The 20,721-nt window shown below is 57.3% G+C and carries 18 protein-coding genes; 14 read left to right on the top strand and 4 right to left on the bottom strand.

Annotation, left to right across the window (positions count from 1 at the left end; genetic code table 11):
- Nucleotides 1–98 precede the first annotated feature (98 nt).
- The 5 genes from purL to glnB all read left to right on the top strand — a co-directional run bounded on the left by purL (nt 99) and on the right by glnB (nt 8,415).
- Nucleotides 99–3,986, top strand: a complete 3,888-nt coding sequence (gene purL / locus IM317_RS13320; RefSeq protein WP_033146232.1) for a phosphoribosylformylglycinamidine synthase — start codon at nt 99–101, stop codon at nt 3,984–3,986.
- A 534-nt stretch (nt 3,987–4,520) separates the two neighbouring features.
- Nucleotides 4,521–5,948: a two component system sensor histidine kinase QseE/GlrK gene (gene qseE / locus IM317_RS13315; protein ID WP_033146231.1), complete on the top strand. Its 1,428-nt coding sequence runs from the start codon at nt 4,521–4,523 to the stop codon at nt 5,946–5,948.
- A gap of 1 nt (nt 5,949) precedes the next feature.
- Nucleotides 5,950–6,687 carry a two-component system QseEF-associated lipoprotein QseG gene (qseG, locus tag IM317_RS13310; RefSeq protein WP_033146230.1) on the top strand — a complete coding sequence of 246 codons (738 nt, stop codon included), beginning with the start codon at nt 5,950–5,952 and terminating at the stop codon, nt 6,685–6,687.
- Nucleotides 6,674–8,011 (top strand): two-component system response regulator GlrR, encoded by a 1,338-nt coding sequence (gene glrR / locus IM317_RS13305; protein ID WP_033146229.1) that lies wholly within the window; start codon nt 6,674–6,676, stop codon nt 8,009–8,011. Before qseG ends, glrR begins: the two co-directional genes overlap by 14 nt.
- Nucleotides 8,012–8,076: 65 nt before the next feature.
- Nucleotides 8,077–8,415 carry a nitrogen regulatory protein P-II gene (glnB, locus tag IM317_RS13300; RefSeq protein WP_003860685.1) on the top strand — a complete coding sequence of 113 codons (339 nt, stop codon included), beginning with the start codon at nt 8,077–8,079 and terminating at the stop codon, nt 8,413–8,415.
- Between the two features lie 79 nt (nt 8,416–8,494).
- Here the strand turns inward: glnB and hmpA are convergent, their stop codons facing one another.
- A complete protein-coding gene (gene hmpA, locus IM317_RS13295) occupies nt 8,495–9,685 on the bottom strand; it encodes an NO-inducible flavohemoprotein (protein WP_033146228.1) in 1,191 nt (396 codons plus the stop codon).
- Nucleotides 9,686–9,989: 304 nt separating this feature from the next.
- On the opposite strand from hmpA, the gene glyA reads away from it, so the two are divergent.
- Nucleotides 9,990–11,243: a serine hydroxymethyltransferase gene (gene glyA / locus IM317_RS13290; RefSeq protein ID WP_008502165.1), complete on the top strand. Its 1,254-nt coding sequence runs from the start codon at nt 9,990–9,992 to the stop codon at nt 11,241–11,243.
- 54 nt (nt 11,244–11,297) lie between these two features.
- Here glyA and IM317_RS13285 read toward each other — a convergent pair whose 3' ends face one another.
- Nucleotides 11,298–11,720 (bottom strand): DoxX family protein, encoded by a 423-nt coding sequence (locus tag IM317_RS13285; RefSeq protein ID WP_029741147.1) that lies wholly within the window; start codon nt 11,718–11,720, stop codon nt 11,298–11,300.
- A 173-nt stretch (nt 11,721–11,893) separates the two neighbouring features.
- On the opposite strand from IM317_RS13285, the gene IM317_RS13280 reads away from it, so the two are divergent.
- On the top strand, nt 11,894–13,039 hold the full coding sequence (locus IM317_RS13280) for a 3-phenylpropionate MFS transporter (RefSeq protein WP_008502163.1): 1,146 nt from the start codon (nt 11,894–11,896) through the stop codon (nt 13,037–13,039).
- Here the strand turns inward: IM317_RS13280 and csiE are convergent.
- Nucleotides 13,034–14,311, bottom strand: a complete 1,278-nt coding sequence (gene csiE / locus IM317_RS13275; protein ID WP_033146227.1) for a stationary phase inducible protein CsiE — start codon at nt 14,309–14,311, stop codon at nt 13,034–13,036. The genes IM317_RS13280 and csiE overlap by 6 nt on opposite strands.
- Nucleotides 14,312–14,436: 125 nt before the next feature.
- On the opposite strand from csiE, the gene IM317_RS13270 reads away from it, so the two are divergent.
- Nucleotides 14,437–15,075, top strand: coding sequence for a DUF1007 family protein (locus tag IM317_RS13270; protein ID WP_033146226.1), 639 nt, complete (start codon nt 14,437–14,439; stop codon nt 15,073–15,075).
- Nucleotides 15,066–16,046 (top strand): nickel/cobalt transporter, encoded by a 981-nt coding sequence (locus IM317_RS13265; RefSeq protein ID WP_033146225.1) that lies wholly within the window; start codon nt 15,066–15,068, stop codon nt 16,044–16,046. Before IM317_RS13270 ends, IM317_RS13265 begins: the two co-directional genes overlap by 10 nt.
- A 40-nt stretch (nt 16,047–16,086) precedes the next feature.
- Here the strand turns inward: IM317_RS13265 and suhB are convergent, their stop codons facing one another.
- A complete protein-coding gene (gene suhB, locus IM317_RS13260) occupies nt 16,087–16,890 on the bottom strand; it encodes an inositol-1-monophosphatase (protein ID WP_023308828.1) in 804 nt (267 codons plus the stop codon).
- A 131-nt stretch (nt 16,891–17,021) separates the two neighbouring features.
- On the opposite strand from suhB, the gene trmJ reads away from it, so the two are divergent.
- The 5 genes from trmJ to iscA all read left to right on the top strand — a co-directional run bounded on the left by trmJ (nt 17,022) and on the right by iscA (nt 20,538).
- Entirely contained in the window at nt 17,022–17,747 is a 726-nt protein-coding gene (trmJ, locus tag IM317_RS13255) for a tRNA (cytosine(32)/uridine(32)-2'-O)-methyltransferase TrmJ (protein ID WP_033146224.1), read from the top strand.
- Nucleotides 17,748–17,966: 219 nt separating this feature from the next.
- A complete protein-coding gene (iscR, locus tag IM317_RS13250; RefSeq protein WP_023308826.1) occupies nt 17,967–18,458 on the top strand; it encodes a Fe-S cluster assembly transcriptional regulator IscR in 492 nt (163 codons plus the stop codon).
- A gap of 117 nt (nt 18,459–18,575) precedes the next feature.
- Nucleotides 18,576–19,790 carry a cysteine desulfurase gene (gene iscS, locus IM317_RS13245; protein WP_008502157.1) on the top strand — a complete coding sequence of 405 codons (1,215 nt, stop codon included), beginning with the start codon at nt 18,576–18,578 and terminating at the stop codon, nt 19,788–19,790.
- 24 nt (nt 19,791–19,814) lie between these two features.
- Nucleotides 19,815–20,201, top strand: coding sequence for a Fe-S cluster assembly scaffold IscU (gene iscU, locus IM317_RS13240; RefSeq protein ID WP_003860661.1), 387 nt, complete (start codon nt 19,815–19,817; stop codon nt 20,199–20,201).
- A 13-nt stretch (nt 20,202–20,214) separates the two neighbouring features.
- Nucleotides 20,215–20,538 (top strand): iron-sulfur cluster assembly protein IscA, encoded by a 324-nt coding sequence (gene iscA / locus IM317_RS13235; protein ID WP_003860659.1) that lies wholly within the window; start codon nt 20,215–20,217, stop codon nt 20,536–20,538.
- The last annotated feature ends 183 nt before the right edge of the window (nt 20,539–20,721 follow it).

Below are 20,721 nucleotides of genomic sequence, written 5' to 3'. Positions count from 1 at the left end.
AAACGGTTTCGTCGGCGCTCAGGATTCTCTATAATGACGCCCGTTTTCCCCCCTTGCGCACACTGTAAGCGCCCCGGCGCTTCGAAGACGAGAGACTTATGATGGAAATTCTGCGTGGTTCGCCTGCACTGTCTGCCTTCCGTATCACTAAACTGCTGGCACGTTTTCAGGCGGCCGACCTTCCGGTAAGCAATATTTACGCTGAGTATGTCCATTTTGCTGACCTGAATGCCCCCCTCAATGCAGAGGAGCGCGTACAGCTGGAACGCCTGCTCAAGTATGGTCCAAGCCTGAGCAGCCATACGCCAACCGGCAAACTGATCCTTGCGACGCCTCGTCCGGGCACCATCTCCCCCTGGTCTTCCAAAGCCACCGATATCGCCCACAACTGTGGCCTGAACCAGATTAACCGTCTGGAACGCGGCGTGGCGTACTACGTGGAAGCCTCTACCCTGAGCGACGCGCAGTGGCAGGCGGTTGCGGCTGAACTGCACGATCGCATGATGGAGAGCGTATTTACCTCTCTCGATGACGCGCAGAAGCTTTTCTCTCACCATCAGCCTGCGCCGGTACAGAGCGTAGACCTGCTGGGGCAGGGCCGTCAGGCGCTGATTGACGCCAACCTGCGTCTCGGCCTGGCGCTGGCAGAAGACGAAATCGACTACCTCCAGGATGCGTTTGTTAAGCTCAACCGTAACCCGAACGACATCGAACTCTATATGTTCGCGCAGGCTAACTCTGAGCACTGCCGCCACAAGATTTTCAACGCCGACTGGATTATTGACGGCGAACAGCAGCCGAAGTCGCTGTTCAAAATGATCAAAAACACCATGGAGCAAACCCCGGACCATGTGCTGTCTGCCTATAAAGACAACGCCGCGGTAATGGAAGGTTCCGAGGTGGGCCGCTTCTTCGCCGATCGCGAAGCAGGGCGCTATGACTTCCATCAGGAGCCCGCGCATATCCTGATGAAAGTGGAAACCCACAACCACCCGACGGCGATCTCCCCGTGGCCGGGCGCGGCGACCGGCTCCGGCGGTGAAATCCGTGACGAAGGCGCGACCGGTCGTGGCGCTAAACCTAAAGCGGGTCTGGTCGGTTTCTCCGTCTCCAACCTGCGTATCCCGGGCTTTGAGCAGCCGTGGGAAGAAGATTTCGGCAAGCCAGAGCGCATCGTGACCGCCCTGGATATCATGACCGAAGGCCCGCTGGGCGGCGCGGCGTTTAACAACGAATTTGGTCGTCCGGCGCTGAACGGTTACTTCCGTACCTATGAAGAGAAAGTGGACAGCCACAACGGCGAAGAGCTGCGCGGCTACCACAAGCCGATCATGCTGGCGGGCGGGATCGGCAACATCCGTGCCGATCACGTGCAGAAAGGCGAGATCGTCGTCGGCGCGAAGCTGATCGTACTGGGCGGCCCGGCGATGAACATCGGTCTGGGCGGCGGAGCGGCCTCTTCTATGGCCTCCGGCCAGTCTGATGCGGATCTCGACTTCGCCTCCGTGCAGCGCGACAACCCTGAGATGGAGCGCCGCTGCCAGGAAGTGATCGACCGCTGCTGGCAGCTGGGCGACGCCAACCCGATCCTCTTCATCCACGACGTGGGCGCGGGCGGTCTGTCCAACGCCATGCCGGAGCTGGTGAGCGACGGTGGCCGCGGCGGGCGCTTCAACCTGCGCGACATCCTGAGCGATGAGCCGGGCATGAGCCCGCTGGAAATCTGGTGTAACGAATCCCAGGAGCGCTACGTGCTGGCGGTTGCTGCCGACCAGCTGCCGCTGTTTGACGAGCTGTGCCGCCGCGAGCGCGCGCCGTATGCCGTCATCGGTGAAGCGACCGAAGAGCAGCACCTTTCCTTAAGCGACACCCACTTTGACAACCAGCCGATCGATCTGCCGCTCGACGTTCTGCTCGGTAAAACGCCGAAGATGACCCGCGACGTAACCACCCGCAAAGCGGCCGGCAAAGCGCTGGATCGCCAGGGCATCACCGTGGCAGAAGCGGTAAACCGCGTGCTGCACCTGCCTGCTGTGGCAGAGAAAACTTTCCTGGTGACCATCGGCGACCGCACCGTGACCGGTATGGTATCGCGCGACCAGATGGTCGGCCCGTGGCAGATCCCGGTCGCGAACTGCGCCGTGACCACCGCGAGCCTCGACAGCTACTACGGCGAAGCGATGGCTCTCGGCGAACGCACCCCGGTGGCGCTGCTGGACTTCGCGGCCTCTGCCCGTCTGGCGGTCGGTGAAGCGCTGACCAACATCGCCGCGACGCAGATTGGCGATATCAAACGTATCAAGCTCTCCGCCAACTGGATGGCCGCTGCCGGCCACCCTGGCGAAGATGCTGGCCTGTATGAAGCCGTGAAAGCGGTGGGCGAGGAGCTGTGTCCTGCCCTCGGCCTGACCATTCCGGTGGGCAAAGACTCCATGTCGATGAAAACCCGCTGGCAGGAAGGCAACGAACAGCGCGAGATGACCTCTCCGCTGTCGCTGGTGATCACCGCGTTTGCCCGCGTGGAAGACGTGCGTCACACCGTTACGCCGCAGCTTGCGACCGAAGACAACGCCCTGCTGCTGATTGACCTGGGCAAAGGCCACAACGCGCTGGGTGCTACCGCGCTGGCGCAGGTTTACCGCCAGCTCGGCGATAAGCCAGCCGACGTGCGTGACGTGGCGCAGCTGAAAGGCTTCTACGACGCGATTCAGGCGCTGGTGGCGCAGCGTAAGCTGCTGGCCTACCACGACCGTTCCGACGGTGGCCTGCTGGTGACCCTGGCAGAGATGGCCTTCACCGGCCACTGCGGCGTGGAAGCGAACATTGCGACGCTGGGCGAAGACCGTCTGGCGGCGCTGTTCAACGAAGAGCTGGGCGCCGTGATTCAGGTGCGTGCGGCAGATCGCGACGCGGTTGAAGCGATTCTGGCGAAGCATGGTCTGGCAGACTGCGTGCACTATCTGGGCAAAGCCGTTCAGGGCGACCGCTTCGTCATTGAAGCAGACGGTCACGCCGTGTTCAGCGAAAGCCGCACCACGCTGCGCATGTGGTGGGCAGAAACCACCTGGCAGATGCAGCGCCTGCGTGACAACCCGGAATGTGCCGATCAGGAGCATAACGCGAAAGCGAATGACCAGGATCCAGGCCTGAACGTGAAGCTCTCCTTCGACATCAACGAAGACATCGCCGCGCCGTACATAGCGACGGGCGCGCGTCCAAAAGTGGCCGTGCTGCGCGAGCAGGGCGTCAACTCCCACGTTGAGATGGCGGCCGCCTTCCACCGCGCGGGCTTTGACGCTATCGACGTCCACATGAGCGACCTGCTGGCCGGGCGTACCGGTCTGGAAGATTTCCAGGCGCTGGTGGCGTGCGGCGGCTTCTCCTACGGCGACGTGCTGGGCGCGGGCGAAGGCTGGGCGAAGTCCATCCTGTTCAACAGCCGCGTGCGCGACGAGTTCGAAACCTTCTTCCACCGTCCGCAGACCCTGGCGCTGGGCGTGTGTAACGGCTGCCAGATGATGTCTAACCTGCGCGAGCTGATCCCGGGCAGCGAAGCCTGGCCGCGCTTTGTGCGCAACCAGTCTGACCGCTTCGAGGCGCGCTTCAGCCTGGTGGAAGTGACCCAAAGCCCGTCTCTGCTGCTGCAGGGAATGGTCGGTTCACAGATGCCAATCGCCGTTTCCCACGGTGAAGGACAGGTAGAAGTGCGCGACGCTGCGCATCTGGCTCAGCTGGAGAGCAAAGGCCTGGTAGCGCTGCGCTTTGTCGATAACTTCGGCAAGGTGACGGAAACCTATCCGGCTAACCCGAACGGCTCCGCCAACGGTATTACGGCAGTGACCAGCGAAAGCGGTCGCGCGACCATCATGATGCCGCACCCGGAACGCGTATTCCGTACCGTGAGCAACTCCTGGCACCCGGAAAACTGGGGCGAGGACAGCCCGTGGATGCGTATCTTCCGCAACGCGCGTAAGCAGCTGGGTTAAGTTTTAGCCCCACCCCCTTCCAGGCCCGGTAAGCGAAAGCTCGACCGGGCTTTTTTGTTTGTGTCGCAATTACGCGACAGACCCGCAATATAGCTGTCTCCAAATGGAGACATTTAACTCTTTGATTTATATATGTCAGGTAAGGTTCCCCTTAAGGTGTTGCTGAATAGCGACACTTAGCCTGAAAATCATTCAACCGATAATTAACGTGATAAACGAGTAAAAATCATATATTTCAAACTGTTAATATTTTGTTTTGCATTCTGGCACGGGTGTTGCATAATATTAACCAGTGGCTCATTCACCTTCTTATGTCAGCCCCTTCGGGACGCGCTACATAAACTTCGAATGACGCACAAAAAGGTGCCTGCCGTCCAACTACTGATCATAGCGATGCTTTATCAGGCCAGGGCGAAACGTCGAGTTAGGCACCGCCTCATTCCATGACAAAGCCGGGTTTTTACCCGGCTTTGTTGTATCTGAAGGGCAGACTCAGTTACGCTCTGCGTAAACCCCCATTAAGAGAGTAATGCGTTGAAACGCTGGCCCGTTTTCCCCCGCTCCCTGCGGCAGCTCGTCATGATGGCCTTCCTGCTGATCCTGCTGCCGCTGCTGATCCTTGCCTGGCAGGCGTGGCAAAGCCTGAACGCGCTGAGCGCGCAGGCGGCTTTGACCAACCGTACGACGCTCATCGACGCCAGACGCAGTGAAGCGATGACCAACGCCGCGCTGGAGATGGAGCGCAGCTATCGTCAGTATTGCGTGCTTGACGATCGGACGCTGGAAAAGGTTTATCAGAGCCAGCGTAAACGCTACAGCGAAATGCTGGACGCTCACGCGGGGGTCTTACCTGATGACAAGCTCTATCAGGCGTTGCGTCAGGATTTGAACGATCTCGCGCAGCTGCAGTGCAGCAACAGCGGCCCGGATGCCGTTGCCGCCGCGCGCCTCGAAGCTTTTGCCAGCGCCAATACCGAGATGGTGCAGTCTACGCGCGCGGTGATTTTCTCTCGCGGCCAGCAGCTCCAGCAGGAGATTGCCGAGCGTGGCCAGTTTTTCGGCTGGCAGGCGCTGGTGCTGTTCCTGGTGAGCCTCGGGCTGGTACTGCTCTTTACCCGCATGATCATCGGCCCGGTAAAGGGCATTCAGCGTATGATCAACCGCCTGGGGGAGGGGAAATCGCTCGGGGATACGGTAGCCTTTAAAGGTCCCCGCGAGCTGCGATCCGTAGGCCAGCGCATTATCTGGCTGTCCGAGCGCCTGGCGTGGCTCGAATCACAGCGCCATCAGTTCCTGCGCCATATCTCTCATGAGCTTAAAACGCCGCTGGCCAGCATGCGCGAAGGGACGGAGCTGCTGGCGGACGAAGTGGCCGGGCCCCTTACGCCAGAGCAGAAAGAAATTGTTGAGATCCTGGATAACAGCAGCCGCAATCTGCAAAAGCTGATTGAGCAACTGCTGGATTACAACCGCAAGCTGGCTGACGGGGCGGTTGTACTGGAAAACGTTGAGATTGAGCCGCTGGTGGATATGGTGATCTCCGCCCACAGCTTGCCAGCAAGAGCTAAAATGATGCATACCGGCGTCGAGCTGAATGCGCCTGCGTGCCTGGCTGAACCCATGCTGCTGATGAGCGTTCTGGATAATCTTTACTCCAATGCGGTGCACTATGGTACTGAATCCGGTAACATTTATATCCGAAGTAATACGAATGGTTCACGGGTGTTTATTGACGTCGCAAACACCGGCACCCCGATCCCCGATGACGAAAAAACCATGATCTTCGAACCCTTTTTCCAGGGAAGTCATCAGCGGAAAGGCGCGGTTAAAGGAAGCGGTCTGGGCTTGAGCATCGCCCGGGACTGCATACGACGCATGCAGGGTGAGCTAAACATTGCCGCGGACGAACGTTCAGATGTTTGCTTCCGTATCGAACTGCCCGTGAGCCGGAAAAATCAATAAAATGAATCTATGTCTGGTGAGTATGTCACACGTCTTTTTCCGCGCCGTACGTGCGGTGTTTTCCAGCAAAACGCTTCGCCTGAGCCTGCCCTGTTTATTTCTGGCAGGGTGTGTTTCCCATGCGCCACAAAGTGCCATTAGCGATAAACAGGAAGATAAATGGCCCGATAACCAGCTGGCAGACTTCCTCTCAACCCGCTGTGACGACATCTGGAACCTGTCAGGACATGACGTTGAAAGCAACCCGCTGTTCTGGCTGCGTGGGATAGATTGCGCCCAGCGTCTGGCGCCGGTAGACGCCCGCTCGAAGGCGGCGATGCTGGATGACGACACCTGGCAGGACGCTTTCAAGCGCGGGATTTTACTCGCAGATGCGAAAATTACCCCCGTTGAACGTCGCGTCAATGTGACCCGACTGGACACGTACGTGGTCAATCTTCCCGTGCAGGTACGCCCGGTATACCAGCTCTGGCGCGATGGGCAGACATTACAGCTTCAGCTGTCTGAAGAGCGCTCCCGCTACAGCAAGCTGCAGCAGTCAACCGACAGCGAGCTTGATACGCTGCGTCAACAGCAGCAACATTTACGTACGCAGCTGGATACCACGACGCGTAAGCTGGAAAACCTGACCGATATCGAAAGGCAGCTCTCGTCGCGTAAATATCAGCCGGGGAGCTCATCCGCTGCACCGGACAGCGATACGCCGAAACAAGAGGATGTGAAGCATGACGAGCCGTAAACCTGCCCATCTTTTACTGGTGGATGACGATCCCGGGCTGTTAAAGCTGCTGGGGATGCGTCTGGTGAGCGAAGGCTACAGCGTCGTGACCGCTGAAAGCGGGCTGGAAGGGCTAAAAATCCTCAGTCGCGAGAAAATCGATCTGGTGATAAGCGACCTGCGGATGGACGAAATGGATGGCCTGCAGCTGTTCGCGGAGATCCAGAAGCAGCAGCCGGGTATGCCCGTGATTATCCTGACGGCGCACGGGTCGATCCCGGATGCGGTTGCCGCGACGCAGCAGGGGGTCTTCAGCTTCCTGACCAAGCCGGTGGACAAAGACGCGCTGTATAAGGCTATCGACAGCGCGCTGGAACATGCCGCCCCGGCGGGGGATGAAGCGTGGCGGGAGTCCATCGTCACCCGCAGCCCCATTATGCTGCGTCTGCTTGAACAGGCCCGGATGGTGGCGCAGTCCGACGTCAGCGTGCTCATCAACGGCCAGAGCGGAACCGGAAAAGAGATCCTGGCGCAGGCGATCCATAACGCCAGCCCGCGCAGTAAAAACGCCTTTATCGCCATTAACTGCGGCGCGCTTCCGGAACAGCTGCTCGAATCTGAACTGTTTGGACACGCCCGCGGCGCATTCACCGGCGCGGTGAGCAGCCGGGAAGGGCTGTTCCAGGCCGCGGAAGGCGGCACGCTGTTCCTGGACGAGATTGGCGACATGCCCGCACCGCTGCAGGTCAAACTGCTCCGCGTGTTGCAGGAGCGTAAAGTTCGCCCGCTGGGCAGCAACCGCGATATCGATATTAATGTGCGCATTATTTCCGCCACCCACCGCGACTTGCCAAAAGTGATGGCGCGCAACGAGTTTCGCGAAGATCTCTACTACCGTCTGAACGTGGTGAATCTGAAGATCCCGGCGCTGGCGGAGCGCGCGGAAGACATTCCGCTGCTGGCGAACCATCTTTTGCGCCAGGCGGCCGATCGCCATAAACCGTTCGTGCGCGCGTTTTCCACCGACGCGATTAAGCGGCTGATGGCCGCAGGCTGGCCGGGTAACGTGCGCCAGCTGGTGAACGTGATTGAGCAGTGCGTGGCGCTGACCTCCTCACCGGTGATCAGCGATGCGCTGGTGGAGCAGGCGCTGGAAGGGGAAAACACGGCCCTGCCGACGTTTGCGGAAGCGCGGAATCAGTTCGAGCTGAACTATCTGCGCAAGCTATTGCAGATAACCAAAGGCAACGTGACCCACGCGGCGCGCATGGCCGGACGCAACCGCACCGAGTTCTACAAGCTGCTGTCGCGCCACGAGCTGGAAGCAAACGATTTTAAAGAGTAATGCCGTATGATACTGTGAGCAATCGATTACGAGGCAGCTTACAGGCAAGAGTTTAAGGACCCACCATGAAAAAGATTGATGCGATTATTAAACCTTTCAAACTGGATGACGTGCGTGAAGCGCTGGCGGAAGTCGGCATCACCGGGATGACCGTGACGGAAGTGAAAGGTTTTGGTCGTCAGAAGGGCCACACCGAGCTTTACCGTGGCGCAGAATACATGGTCGACTTTCTGCCGAAAGTAAAAATTGAAATCGTGGTCAGCGACGATATCGTCGATACCTGCGTGGATACCATTATCCGCACCGCGCAGACGGGCAAAATCGGCGACGGTAAAATCTTCGTCTTTGACGTGGCGCGCGTGATCCGTATCCGTACCGGCGAAGAAGACGACGCCGCGATTTAACAATGCCAACGGTTTTGTAGGCCGGGTAAGGTGCAACCACCCGGCGAAAAAAAAGCCCCTCGAACGAGGGGCTTTTTCATTACAGCACCTTATGCGGCCCGAAACATTCGTAGTGAATGTTGTCTTTGTTCACGCCCAGATCCACCAGCTGCTGGGCGGCATACTGCATAAACGCTACCGGCCCGCAGACGTAGAACTGCATGTCTGGCGCGCTAAACGCCCCTTCCATCTGGCTTAAATTCATCAGGCCTTCAGTGTCAAACCGTGCGGCCGCGCGGTCTGCATCCGTCGGCAGGCGATACCAGGTGTGCGCGGTGAAGCGCGGCAGGGACGCCCCGAGCGTTTTCACTTCATCCGCAAAGGCCTGCACGTCGCCGTTATCCGCAGCGTGGAACCAGTTGACCTGCGCACCGTGATTGGCTTTCGCCAGCGTATCGAGCATCGCCAGCATTGGCGTTTGGCCGACGCCCGCAGAGATCAGCGTAACCGGGGTATTCGCTTCTACGGCCATGAAGAAATCGCCCGCCGGCGCGGCCAGATGGATCACGTCGCCCACGTTAGCTTCGTTGTGGAGCCAGTTGGAGACCTGACCGCCGTCCTCACGCTTCACCGCAATGCGATAGCCTTTGCCGTTTGGCTTGCGGGTAAGAGAATACTGGCGGATCTCCTGATGCGGGAAACCTTCAGGCTTCAGCCACACGCCCAGATACTGGCCCGGCTGGTAATCGGCAACCGGCTGTCCGTCCACCGGCTCAAATTCAAAGCTGGTAATCAGCGCGCTGCGCGGCGTTTTCTCAACGATGCGGAAGGCGCGCGTGCCTTCCCAGCCGCCGTTCTTGCTGGCGTTTTGGCTGTAGATCTGCGTTTCGCGGTTGATAAACACGTTTGCCAGCACGCCGTAGGCTTTACCCCACGCGTCCAGCACCTCCTGGCCCGGGCTGAACATCTCGTCCAGCGTTGCCAGCAGGTGGCTACCCACAATGTTGTACTGCTCGGGCTGGATCTGGAAGCTGGTGTGTTTCTGCGCGATTTTTTCCACCGCGGGCAGCAGTGCCGCCAGGTTTTCAATATTGCTGGCGTAGGCCGCGATGGCGTTGAAAAGCGCTTCGCGCTGATCGCCGTTACGCTGGTTGCTCATGTTGAAAATTTCTTTGAGCTCCGGGTTATGCGTGAACATGCGATCGTAGAAATGGGCAGTGAGTTTAGGGCCGGTTTCCACCAGCAGGGGGATGGTGGCTTTAACGGTAGCGATGGTTTGAGCGTCGAGCATGGCAGCTTCCTTCCGATGTGACTTTAATGATGTATTTTAAATGCATCTTATAAAAAATACCCCTGCGTTGTAAATGGTTCTTTGCAAGATGAAAAATATGCATCACAAACCTGAAAAGAAATCCGCTGGAAAGGGCGAGAGCTTTATTCCTCAAACCCTTGCGTGGCGCGAAGGAAAACGTTTGCGTAAAATCGTTTGTCAAGACCTGTTATCACAGAACTAATCAGTTATACTGTTGCCCGTCGTCCAACAGGACTGCCTTTTCAGGCCAAAATTTACTTGTTAGCTGAGTCAGGAGATGCGGATGTTAAAGCGTGAAATGAACATTGCCGATTATGATGCCGAACTGTGGCAGGCTATGGAGCAGGAAAAAGTACGTCAGGAAGAGCACATCGAACTGATCGCCTCCGAAAACTACACCAGCCCGCGCGTCATGCAGGCGCAGGGTTCTCAGCTGACTAACAAATATGCTGAAGGTTACCCGGGCAAACGCTACTACGGCGGTTGCGAGTACGTGGATATCGTTGAGCAGCTGGCTATCGACCGTGCGAAAGAACTCTTTGGCGCTGACTACGCGAACGTGCAGCCGCACTCTGGCTCTCAGGCTAACTTCGCGGTCTACACCGCGCTGCTGCAGCCGGGCGATACCGTTCTGGGTATGAACCTGGCGCAGGGCGGCCACCTGACTCACGGCTCCCCGGTTAACTTCTCCGGCAAACTGTACAACATCATCCCTTACGGTATTGATGAGTCCGGCAAAATTGACTATGAAGACATGGCGAAGCAGGCTAAAGAGCACAAACCGAAGATGATCATCGGTGGCTTCTCTGCTTACTCCGGTATCGTTGACTGGGCAAAAATGCGTGAAATCGCAGACAGCATTGGTGCTTACCTGTTCGTCGACATGGCGCACGTTGCGGGTCTGATTGCCGCTGGCGTTTACCCGAACCCGGTTCCACACGCTCACGTTGTGACCACCACCACCCACAAAACCCTGGCGGGTCCACGCGGTGGCCTGATCCTGGCGAAAGGCGGTGACGAAGAGCTGTACAAAAAACTGAACTCCGCTGTATTCCCAAGCGCGCAGGGCGGCCCGCTGATGCACGTTATCGCGGCTAAAGCGGTAGCGCTGAAAGAAGCGATGGAGCCAGAATTCAAGGTTTATCAGCAGCAGGTTGCTAAGAACGCCAAAGCGATGGTGGAAGTGTTCCTGAACCGTGGCTACAAAGTGGTCTCCGGCGGTACTGAAAACCACCTGTTCCTGCTGGATCTGGTTGATAAGAACCTGACCGGTAAAGAAGCTGACGCAGCCCTGGGCCGCGCCAACATCACCGTGAACAAAAACAGCGTGCCAAACGATCCGAAGAGCCCGTTCGTGACCTCCGGTATCCGTATCGGTTCTCCGGCCGTGACTCGCCGCGGCTTCAAAGAAGCGGAAGTGAAAGAGCTGGCTGGCTGGATGTGTGACGTTCTGGACAACATCAATGACGAAGCGGTTATCGAGCGCGTCAAAGGTAAAGTTCTGGATATCTGCGCACGCTTCCCGGTATACGCATAATTCCTCTGCCTGGCAGAAATAAAAAAGGCCGCGCTTGCGGCCTTTTTTTATGGCTTAACGCCGGTCGAGGGAAATGGCTCCAGGTCCGACAATCGCCAGCAAAATAAAGGCGCCAGCAATACTGACGTTCTTATAGAAGTTAATCATATTCGGCACGACCGCATCACCGGTCATATCCCAGTAATGGTGACCGATAATCGCCGTGCCCAGCGTATAGAATACAAACAGTACCGCGAGCGGGCGGGTGAAAAAGCCCAGCACGATCAGGATGGCAGCAGGGACTTCCATCACCACCGCAATAATGGCCGCCAGCATGGGCATCGGCGTACCCAGCGAGGTCATATATTGTACGGTGCCGCTAAACCCCGTCAGTTTTGGATAGCCAAAGATGATAAACAGCACGACAAGCGCGATGCGGCCAATCAGCAGCAGCAGGTGACGTGACTGACCGAAATCGAAATAACGTAGTGAGTTCATGGCAGAAAAACCTCTGCAAGTGGAGTAATTTAAACGTAATACATATTTTCATTCCCTGCCATAAGCCAGACGACTGCACAAGATGTTAATTTTTCGTTAATTTATAGCAGGCTATCTACTTGCTTAATTTTTATATTCTCGCCAGACTATGGCCTCGATTTCGGGAGGGATTCATGGTCTTGCATTCCACGCGCTGGCTGGCGCTCAGTTATTTCACCTATTTCTTTAGCTACGGTATTTTTCTGCCTTTCTGGAGCGTCTGGCTCAAGGGTATCGGTCTGACTCCTGAGACTATCGGTGTCCTGCTGGGGGCCGGGCTGGTGGCGCGTTTCCTCGGCAGCCTGCTGATTGCCCCGCGCGTCAGCGATCCCTCCTTACTGATCAAGGCCGTGCGCATTCTTGCTTTGCTGACGCTGGTCTTTGTTGCCTGCTTCTGGGTCAGCCACCAGTTTGCCTGGCTGATGGTGGTGATGGTCGGCTTTAACCTGTTCTTCTCACCGCTGGTACCGCTGACGGATGCCCTGGCGAACACCTGGCAAAAGCAGATCACCATGGACTACGGCCGCGTGCGCCTGTGGGGCTCAATTGCCTTTGTGATTGGTTCCGCGCTGGTGGGCAAACTGGTCAGCCTTTACGATTACCGCGCCATTCTCGCCCTGCTGAGTATCGGTATTGCCTCGATGCTGCTGGGTATGCTGCTGCGTCCGTCGGTGATGCCGCAAGGGGAAAGCCGCCATCAGGAGAGCGCAGGATGGCCCGCCTGGCGGAGCCTGGTGGCACAAAGCTGGCGTTTTCTGGCGTGTGTCTGTCTGCTTCAGGGGGCGCATGCGGCGTACTATGGCTTCAGCGCCATCTACTGGCAGGGGGCGGGATATTCTGCTTCCGCAGTGGGCTATCTGTGGTCGCTGGGGGTAGTGGCCGAAGTCATTATCTTCGCCCTGAGCAAGAAGCTGTTCCGTCGCTTTGGCGCGCGAGACCTTCTGCTGCTTTCCGCCGTGTGCGGCGTGGCGCGCTGGGGGATTATGGGCTGGACGACCGATCTGCCGTGGCTGATAGTGGCGCAAATTCTTCACTGCGGCACCTTTACCGTGTGCCATCTGGCGGCGATGCGCTATATCGCTGCGCGCGAGGGCGGAGACGTTATTCGCCTGCAGGCCGTCTACTCGGCGGTCGCGATGGGGGGCAGTATCGCGATCATGACGGTCTTTGCGGGGTTCCTCTACCAGCACCTGGGGCATGGGGTTTTCTGGGTGATGGCGCTGGTCGCCTTACCCGCCATCGTTGTTCGCCCGAAAGTGGCCGCTCGCGCCTCGCTATGATTCCAGCATGGCGCGAATATGTTCTTGCTGCTGCGCGTTCAATGTTTCAACGGCATGTATCAGCGGCGGCGAGAACAGCGGCAGAACGGTAGGGTAGGGGGTGATAACCAGCGCGGCCTCGCGCGGTGCCCCCTCTTTCTGGAAAGCCTGCAGCGTCAGATAGCGAATGTTGAGCGGCAGCAGCGTCAGCTCGCGAAGCTGCTGTTCAATCAGGTCCTCGCTGGCTTTATCGTCTCCCGTCAGCAGGATCACCTGTTTTTCGTGCAGATCGGTCTCCTGCATCAGCCAGGCGCCGAAAATCACCGCGACAAGACTCATCTCTTCATCAGAAAAACGCAGCCCAAACTCCGCTTCCAGCTCAAACAGCGCTTCCTTTGTGGTGCGTAACAGCCGGGGATAGAGACGATGGATCTCCTCCGGCAAGCTATTGTCGATGCCAATTTCAAACAGCGAGCGGTCCAGCGCCTGAGCCAGATGGATATACAGCTGATCGGTCAGCCCTTGCTCATCGCTGAAGTTCATCCCGGTCTGCGAGCGAAAACGGGCGACCATGCGCACGATGGCCCGGCGCAAGCGCTGATCCTGCTGGTGTTTATCGAGCACCGGATCGGGCGTGCGCAGCATCATAAACAGCAGCGCCAGAAACAGCTGTTCATCCCCGTGCGCTCCCTGCGGCACGCGACGTCTCCAGTGACGCACGATCTCCTGGGCCGTAAAATACTCCCCTCTCGACTGGGTCCAGCTGCGCTGAACGTGAGAAAACTGTGGCGTATTCCCGAGCTGGTGCTGAATAAGACAGTATTGCAGATAGAGCTGTAAAAACTGGACGTCGCGGCATTCAAACTGGCGCTGCAGCTTGCGGGAGCAGAAGCCGATCAGCGCCCGCAGGTTCGCATCGTCGTAAAGCGGCCGCGCAATGCCGTGTTGTTTAAGCGCGGTTTTTAATGCGGGGGTAAACTGGTGTGAGACAAACTGCGGGCAAAGCCGCAGCGCCCGGCGCAGCCAGTGCAGCAGGCATAAACGCTGATTCAGGGCTGTGCCTTCAATCCGGTAGCTGCCGTCGTGGTGCGTGACGATGTCCAGCCGGTGATAGCGCTGGATTTCATCGCGCGTCTCGGCTATATCTTGCCGTGCCATCGCGTCGTCCACCCCGTTGGCAGCGATTATGCTCTCTGCGGTGACGGCAGCATCGGGCAGGTATAGCATCAAAAGCACCTGGCAGCGGCGCTGCGAACTGGAAAGCACAGATGGAATTTCAAGCGTCGTCATCATCTGTCGGGTATCCAGTGTGAATGTTTGATAAGAATAGCTAAAGGATGAGCGCTGAAAAGCGCGCCGGCAGGCCTTTCACTCAGGATTGCTGGGGAACATCACAGAATTTTTGACGTGAGGAATTGATGCAAACAGTTAAACAAAGTGCGATGGCGTTATTTTTGGCGGTTATCAGCTTCACCGCCAGCGCACACCCTCACAGTTTTATTGACCTCCAGACCGAGCTGGTTACCGACGGCACGCAGCTGAGCGGCCTGAAGATGCGCTGGACGATGGATGAAATCACCTCGGCCGATCTGCTCTATGATGCGGGAAACGCGAAGCCCGGCGATGAAATCTGGAAAAAGCTGGCGGCGGAAGTGATGGCCAACGTGCTCGGCCAGCACTACTTCACGGAATTCTGGCACAACGGGCAAAAGGTCAAATTTCTGAACCGGCCAACGGAATACGGGATGACGCGTGACGGGCATCAGGCGGTGCTGACGTTTGTGCTCCCGCTGGCGCATCCGCAGCCGCTGGCCGGGCAAACGTACACGTTTTCCACTTTTGATCCTACCTACTATGTCGATATGCGCTATGACAAAGACGGCGACGTACGATTGCCGGACGCTCTGCAAAAAAACTGCAAAATTGGCGTTCACACCCCGAAACCCAGCGAGGAGACGCTGAACTTTGCGGTCTCGCTTGATAAGGAAGATGCACCGCCTGAGGACATGGAGTTGGGTAAACAGTTCGCGCAGGAGGTAACGTTACAATGTCAGTGATCTCCTCTCCGGTTCGGAAACCGCGCCGCTGGCTGCACCTCTGGCCGCTGGCGCTTTTTCTCCTGCTGGCCGTTTGCGGTTCACTCTGGCTGTGGCAGGCCTGGCCGCAGGTCATGATGAAAAGCATCGTCTGGCAGCGTGAGGTCAACCAGCAGATGAGCGCTCTGCTGAAGGCGGTGGCGGAGAACCCGACCAAAGCGGGTGGTTCCCTGCTGGCGTTCAGCTTTATCTATGGCGTTCTGCACGCGCTGGGGCCGGGGCACGGCAAAATCGTGATAACGACCTGGCTCGCCACCCATCCGTCGAAGCTGAAATCGAGTATCGGGCTGACGCTGGCCTCCTCGCTGCTTCAGGGCAGCGTGGCGATTGCGCTCGTCGTGATCGTGCTTTCGCTGTTGCAGCTTCCCGCGCGCCAGCTGCACATGAGCAGTTTCTGGCTGGAGAAGGGAAGCTACGCGCTGGTGGGCGTGCTGGGGCTGATCCTCTGCTGGCGGGCGCTGAAAAAGCTGCGCGTGCTGCTGCAAAAACCGAAATTCAAAACCTTCACGCCGCACCACGTTCATGATGCAAACTGCGGCTGCGGGCATCAGCATTTGCCCACGCAGGAACAATTGCAGAACGGCGACGACTGGCGCGCGCGGCTGATGATTGTTCTTTCGATGGGCATGCGCCCGTGTTCGGGGGCCATCATGGTGCTGCTGTTCAGCAAGGTGATAGGCGTGTTTGGCTGGGGAATGCTCTCCGCGCTGGCGATGGCAGCAGGGACGTCTCTCACCATTTCGTCTTTAGCGCTGCTGGTTCACAGCTTCCGTCAGCTTGCGGTCAGACTCAGCGGCAATAAAACACCGGTGCTGTGGCGGCAGGTAGGGTGGACAACGCTTGCGCTGGCGGGCGGGGTGATTCTGCTGGTTGCGGCGGTGACGATGTGGATGAGCGCGATGCCGGTGGGAAGAGGATTGCGGCCGTTTTAGTTGGGATTCCCTCTCCCACGGGGAGAGGGAATGACCGGGATTAACGCTTCAGCGCATCGCTCAGTTCATCACGCATGTTGGCCAGCATGGCTTTAACAACGCGTGGGTTACCTGCAACGACGTTGCCGGTAGACATATAGTTATGGCCGCCGGTGAAATCACACACGATGGCGCCTGCTTCACGTGCGATCAGCTCGCCCGCAGCAAAGTCCCACGGCTTCAGTGACAGCTCGAAGTAACCGTCAACGCGGCCTGTTGCTACATAGGCCAGATCCAGCGCGGCAGAACCGGTGCGGCGGAAGTCAGCGCATTCGGTAAACAGTTTGCCCAGGATATTCATATAGGTGGTCGCGTGCTGTTTCGCCTTGAACGGGAAACCGGTCGCCAGAATGGTGCCGTCCAGATCGCGTGCGTTGCTGCAGCGCAGACGGTAGCCGTTCAGCTGTGCGCCCTGACCGCGGGTAGCGGTGAACAGTTCGTTACGCATTGGATCGTAAACAACGGCGACTTCAGTACGGCCTTTAATGCGTACTGCGATAGACACAGAGAAGTGTGGCAGGCGTTTAACAAAGTTGGTGGTGCCATCCAGTGGATCGATAACCCATTGAACATCCTGATCGGTACCTTCATGTTCACCGCTTTCTTCGGTGATGATGGTGTGCTGCGGGTAAGATTTGCGGATCGTTTCGATAATAATCGCTTCTGCGGCTTTATCGACGTTAGTCACGAAATCATTGCTGCCTTTCTGGCTGGTTTCTACGGAGTCTGGCGTTTCGTAGTGTTTGGCAATTACATTACCCGCCTTGCGCGCTGCGCGCACGGCGATGGTCAGCATCGGATGCATCGGTCTCTCTCACTGGATGTTAAAGAACAGGAAAATCGGCGCAGAGTATAGCAGTGGGATCGGATTATGTCTCCCGTTTATGATAATATGCCGGAATATTCTTCAGACGCTGAATTCAGACATTAAAAATTATGCTGCAAAACATTCGAATCGTGCTGGTCGAAACATCGCACACCGGCAACATGGGCTCCGTTGCCCGCGCTATGAAAACCATGGGCTTAACGAACCTGTGGCTGGTTAACCCGCTGGTCAAACCTGACTCGCAGGCTATCGCCCTGGCGGCCGGTGCCAGCGACGTGATCGGCAACGCTCAGATCGTCGATACCCTTGACGAAGCGCTGGCCGGCTGCAGCCTCGTTGTTGGCACCAGCGCGCGTTCACGCACGCTGCCGTGGCCGATGCTGGACCCGCGCGAATGCGGCCTGAAAAGCGTCTCAGAAGCGGAACAGGCTCCGGTTGCGCTGGTGTTTGGCCGCGAGCGCGTTGGCCTGACCAACGACGAGCTGCAGAAGTGCCATTATCACGTCGCCATCGCGGCTAACCCGGAATATAGCTCGCTGAACCTGGCGATGGCGGTGCAGGTTATCGCCTATGAGGTGCGTATGGCGTGGCTGGCGACGCAGGAGAAACAGGTAGAGCCTAAAGAAGAAACGGCCTACCCGCTGGTGGACGACCTTGAGCGCTTCTACGGTCACCTGGAGCAGACGCTGCTCTCAACCGGCTTTATTCGTGAAGGTCACCCGGGCCAGGTGATGAACAAGCTGCGCCGCATGTTTACCCGCGCGCGCCCGGAAAGCCAGGAGCTTAACATCCTGCGCGGGATTCTGGCGTCGATTGAGCAGAAGAATAAAGAGTAGTGTCGATTTCCCCTCTCCCCGTGGGAGAGGGCTGGGGTGAGGGCATCAGGCCGCACCTGGGTTATGAAGGAAGGCACGGAACGTTAAATACCTGACTAAAACAGTCAAGTAAATAGTTGACCATTTTAGTCAGGAATGTCAGACTTGGCCCTGCTATGCAATACCCCCATTTTACAATAAAAAACCCCGGGCAGGGGCGAGTTTGAGGTTAAGTAAGACATGAGACTGACATCTAAAGGGCGTTATGCCGTGACCGCGATGCTGGACGTTGCGCTCAACTCCGAAGCGGGCCCGGTTCCGTTGGCTGATATTTCTGAACGACAAGGGATCTCCCTCTCTTACCTGGAGCAGCTGTTCTCGAGACTGCGTAAAAATGGACTGGTTTCCAGCGTTCGTGGCCCAGGCGGCGGTTATCTGCTGGGTAAAGACGCGGGCAGTATTGCAGTTGGTGAAGTGATTAGCGCAGTTGACGAATCCGTTGACGCGACCCGTTGCCAGGGTAAAGGCGGCTGCCAGGGCGGCGATAAGTGCCTGACCCACGCGCTGTGGCGCGATCTGAGCGACCGTCTCACCGGCTTCCTGAACAACATCACCCTGGGTGAACTGGTCAATAACCAGGAAGTTCTGGATGTCTCTGGTCGTCAGCACGGTCAGGATTCCCAACGCAGCACCCGCGCGCAGGACGCTATCGACGTCAAACTGCGCGCGTAATAAAACGATAAAGATTTCAGAATCAGGCCGGGGCGGTCACGCCCCGCGTACTCGGTCGTACATCCAGCCGGTTGCCTGATTCCTTGCATTGAAGCGATGTACGGAGTTTAAAGAGCAATGAAATTACCGATTTATCTCGATTACTCCGCAACCACGCCGGTGGACCCGCGTGTTGCCGAGAAAATGATGCAGTGTCTGACCCTGGACGGAAACTTTGGTAACCCAGCTTCCCGTTCACACCGTTTTGGCTGGCATGCTGAAGAGGCGGTTGATATCGCCCGTAATCAGATTGCCGACCTGGTGGGTGCCGACCCGCGTGAGATTGTTTTCACCTCCGGTGCGACCGAATCCGACAACCTGGCGATCAAAGGTGCAGCCAACTTTTATCAGAAAAAAGGCAAGCACATCATCACCAGCAAAACCGAACACAAAGCCGTGCTGGATACCTGCCGCCAGCTGGAGCGTGAAGGTTACGAAGTGACTTACCTGGCGCCACAGAGCAACGGGATCATCGACCTGAAAGAGCTCGAAGCGGCCATGCGTGATGACACCATTCTGGTTTCCATCATGCACGTTAACAACGAAATCGGCGTCGTTCAGGACATCGCGACCATCGGCGAAATGTGCCGCGCGCGCGGTATCATCTATCACGTTGACGCGACCCAGAGCGTGGGCAAACTGCCTATCGATCTGAGCCAGCTGAAAGTGGACCTGATGTCCTTCTCCGGCCACAAAATTTATGGCCCGAAAGGGATCGGCGCGCTGTACGTTCGTCGTAAACCGCGTATCCGCATCGAAGCACAGATGCACGGCGGCGGTCACGAGCGCGGCATGCGTTCCGGCACGCTGCCTGTTCACCAGATCGTGGGCATGGGCGAAGCGTACCGCATTGCGAAAGAAGAGATGGAAACCGAGATGGCGCGCCTGCGCACGCTGCGTAACCGTCTGTGGGACGGCGTGAAAGATATGGAAGAAGTGTATCTGAACGGCGATCTCGAGCAGGGCGCTCCGAACATCCTCAACGTCAGCTTCAACTATGTTGAAGGCGAATCGCTGATCATGGCGCTGAAAGACCTGGCAGTCTCTTCCGGTTCTGCCTGTACGTCTGCAAGCCTGGAGCCATCCTACGTGCTGCGCGCGCTGGGCATGACCGACGAGCTGGCGCACAGCTCTATCCGTTTCTCTTTAGGTCGTTTCACTACCGAAGAAGAGATTGACTACACCATCAAGCTGGTTCGCAACTCCATCGGCCGTCTGCGAGACCTTTCTCCACTGTGGGAAATGTTCAAGCAGGGCGTGGATCTGAACAGCATTGAATGGTCACATCACTAATCGGTACATAAGGAGAATTCAATCATGGCATACAGCGAAAAAGTCATCGATCATTACGAAAACCCGCGCAACGTTGGCTCTTTTGACAACAGCGACGAATCTGTCGGCAGCGGTATGGTTGGCGCACCGGCGTGTGGCGACGTGATGAAGTTGCAGATTAAAGTCAACAATGAAGGTATCATTGAAGACGCGCGCTTCAAGACCTACGGCTGTGGTTCTGCTATCGCGTCCAGCTCCCTGGTTACCGAATGGGTGAAGGGCAAGTCTCTGGACGAAGCACAGGCAATCAAGAACACGGATATTGCTGAAGAACTCGAACTGCCACCGGTGAAAATTCACTGTTCAATTCTGGCAGAAGACGCGATCAAAGCCGCCATTGCGGATTACAAAAGCAAACGTGAAGCAAAATAATTGAGGTTTGAGTATGTCGATTACCCTTAGCGACAGCGCTGCCGCGCGAGTAAGCTCTTTTCTGGCGAACCGTGGTAAAGGCTTTGGCCTGCGACTGGGCGTACGTACCTCCGGCTGTTCTGGTATGGCTTACGTACTGGAGTTTGTTGACGAGCCGGCGTCTGACGACACCGTGTTTGAAGACAAGGGCGTGAAGGTGGTGGTCGATGGCAAAAGCCTGCAATTCCTCAACGGCACTCAGCTGGACTTCGTCAAAGAAGGCCTGAACGAAGGGTTCAAGTTCACGAACCCGAACGTCAAAGACGAGTGTGGTTGCGGCGAAAGCTTCCACGTTTAACCGCGTTCCGCTGTTATACCGATTAATTCGCGTTACAGAAAGGCGGCAAGCGAGTGAATCCCCGGGAGCTTACATAAGTAAGTGACTGGGGTGAACGAGCGCAGACAACGCATCTGCAGCGCGAAGTAAGAAGGTATAACCCCACCGTGGCTCTGCTGCGCGTGGGGTTTCTTCTAACAGGCT

Source organism: Enterobacter cloacae complex sp. S3 (assembly GCF_014930495.1).
Taxonomy (GTDB): domain Bacteria; phylum Pseudomonadota; class Gammaproteobacteria; order Enterobacterales; family Enterobacteriaceae; genus Enterobacter; species Enterobacter asburiae_B.
Note: the sequence above shows the minus strand (reverse complement) of the source record. Positions and strands in the feature narration are given on the sequence as shown.

What these genes read in the sequence shown, in the direction of transcription:
- iscA (WP_003860659.1), top strand. Translation starts at nt 20,215, where the DNA reads ATGTCGATTACCCTTAGCGACAGCGCTGCCGCGCGAGTAAGCTCTTTT.
- iscS (WP_008502157.1), top strand. Translation starts at nt 18,576, where the DNA reads ATGAAATTACCGATTTATCTCGATTACTCCGCAACCACGCCGGTGGAC.
- iscR (WP_023308826.1), top strand. Translation starts at nt 17,967, where the DNA reads ATGAGACTGACATCTAAAGGGCGTTATGCCGTGACCGCGATGCTGGAC.
- qseG (WP_033146230.1), top strand. Translation starts at nt 5,950, where the DNA reads ATGAATCTATGTCTGGTGAGTATGTCACACGTCTTTTTCCGCGCCGTA.
- glrR (WP_033146229.1), top strand. Translation starts at nt 6,674, where the DNA reads ATGACGAGCCGTAAACCTGCCCATCTTTTACTGGTGGATGACGATCCC.
- csiE (WP_033146227.1), bottom strand. Translation starts at nt 14,311, where the DNA reads ATGATGACGACGCTTGAAATTCCATCTGTGCTTTCCAGTTCGCAGCGC.
- IM317_RS13285 (WP_029741147.1), bottom strand. Translation starts at nt 11,720, where the DNA reads ATGAACTCACTACGTTATTTCGATTTCGGTCAGTCACGTCACCTGCTG.
- hmpA (WP_033146228.1), bottom strand. Translation starts at nt 9,685, where the DNA reads ATGCTCGACGCTCAAACCATCGCTACCGTTAAAGCCACCATCCCCCTG.
- IM317_RS13265 (WP_033146225.1), top strand. Translation starts at nt 15,066, where the DNA reads ATGTCAGTGATCTCCTCTCCGGTTCGGAAACCGCGCCGCTGGCTGCAC.
- glyA (WP_008502165.1), top strand. Translation starts at nt 9,990, where the DNA reads ATGTTAAAGCGTGAAATGAACATTGCCGATTATGATGCCGAACTGTGG.
- purL (WP_033146232.1), top strand. Translation starts at nt 99, where the DNA reads ATGATGGAAATTCTGCGTGGTTCGCCTGCACTGTCTGCCTTCCGTATC.
- iscU (WP_003860661.1), top strand. Translation starts at nt 19,815, where the DNA reads ATGGCATACAGCGAAAAAGTCATCGATCATTACGAAAACCCGCGCAAC.
- glnB (WP_003860685.1), top strand. Translation starts at nt 8,077, where the DNA reads ATGAAAAAGATTGATGCGATTATTAAACCTTTCAAACTGGATGACGTG.
- IM317_RS13280 (WP_008502163.1), top strand. Translation starts at nt 11,894, where the DNA reads ATGGTCTTGCATTCCACGCGCTGGCTGGCGCTCAGTTATTTCACCTAT.
- trmJ (WP_033146224.1), top strand. Translation starts at nt 17,022, where the DNA reads ATGCTGCAAAACATTCGAATCGTGCTGGTCGAAACATCGCACACCGGC.
- IM317_RS13270 (WP_033146226.1), top strand. Translation starts at nt 14,437, where the DNA reads ATGCAAACAGTTAAACAAAGTGCGATGGCGTTATTTTTGGCGGTTATC.
- suhB (WP_023308828.1), bottom strand. Translation starts at nt 16,890, where the DNA reads ATGCATCCGATGCTGACCATCGCCGTGCGCGCAGCGCGCAAGGCGGGT.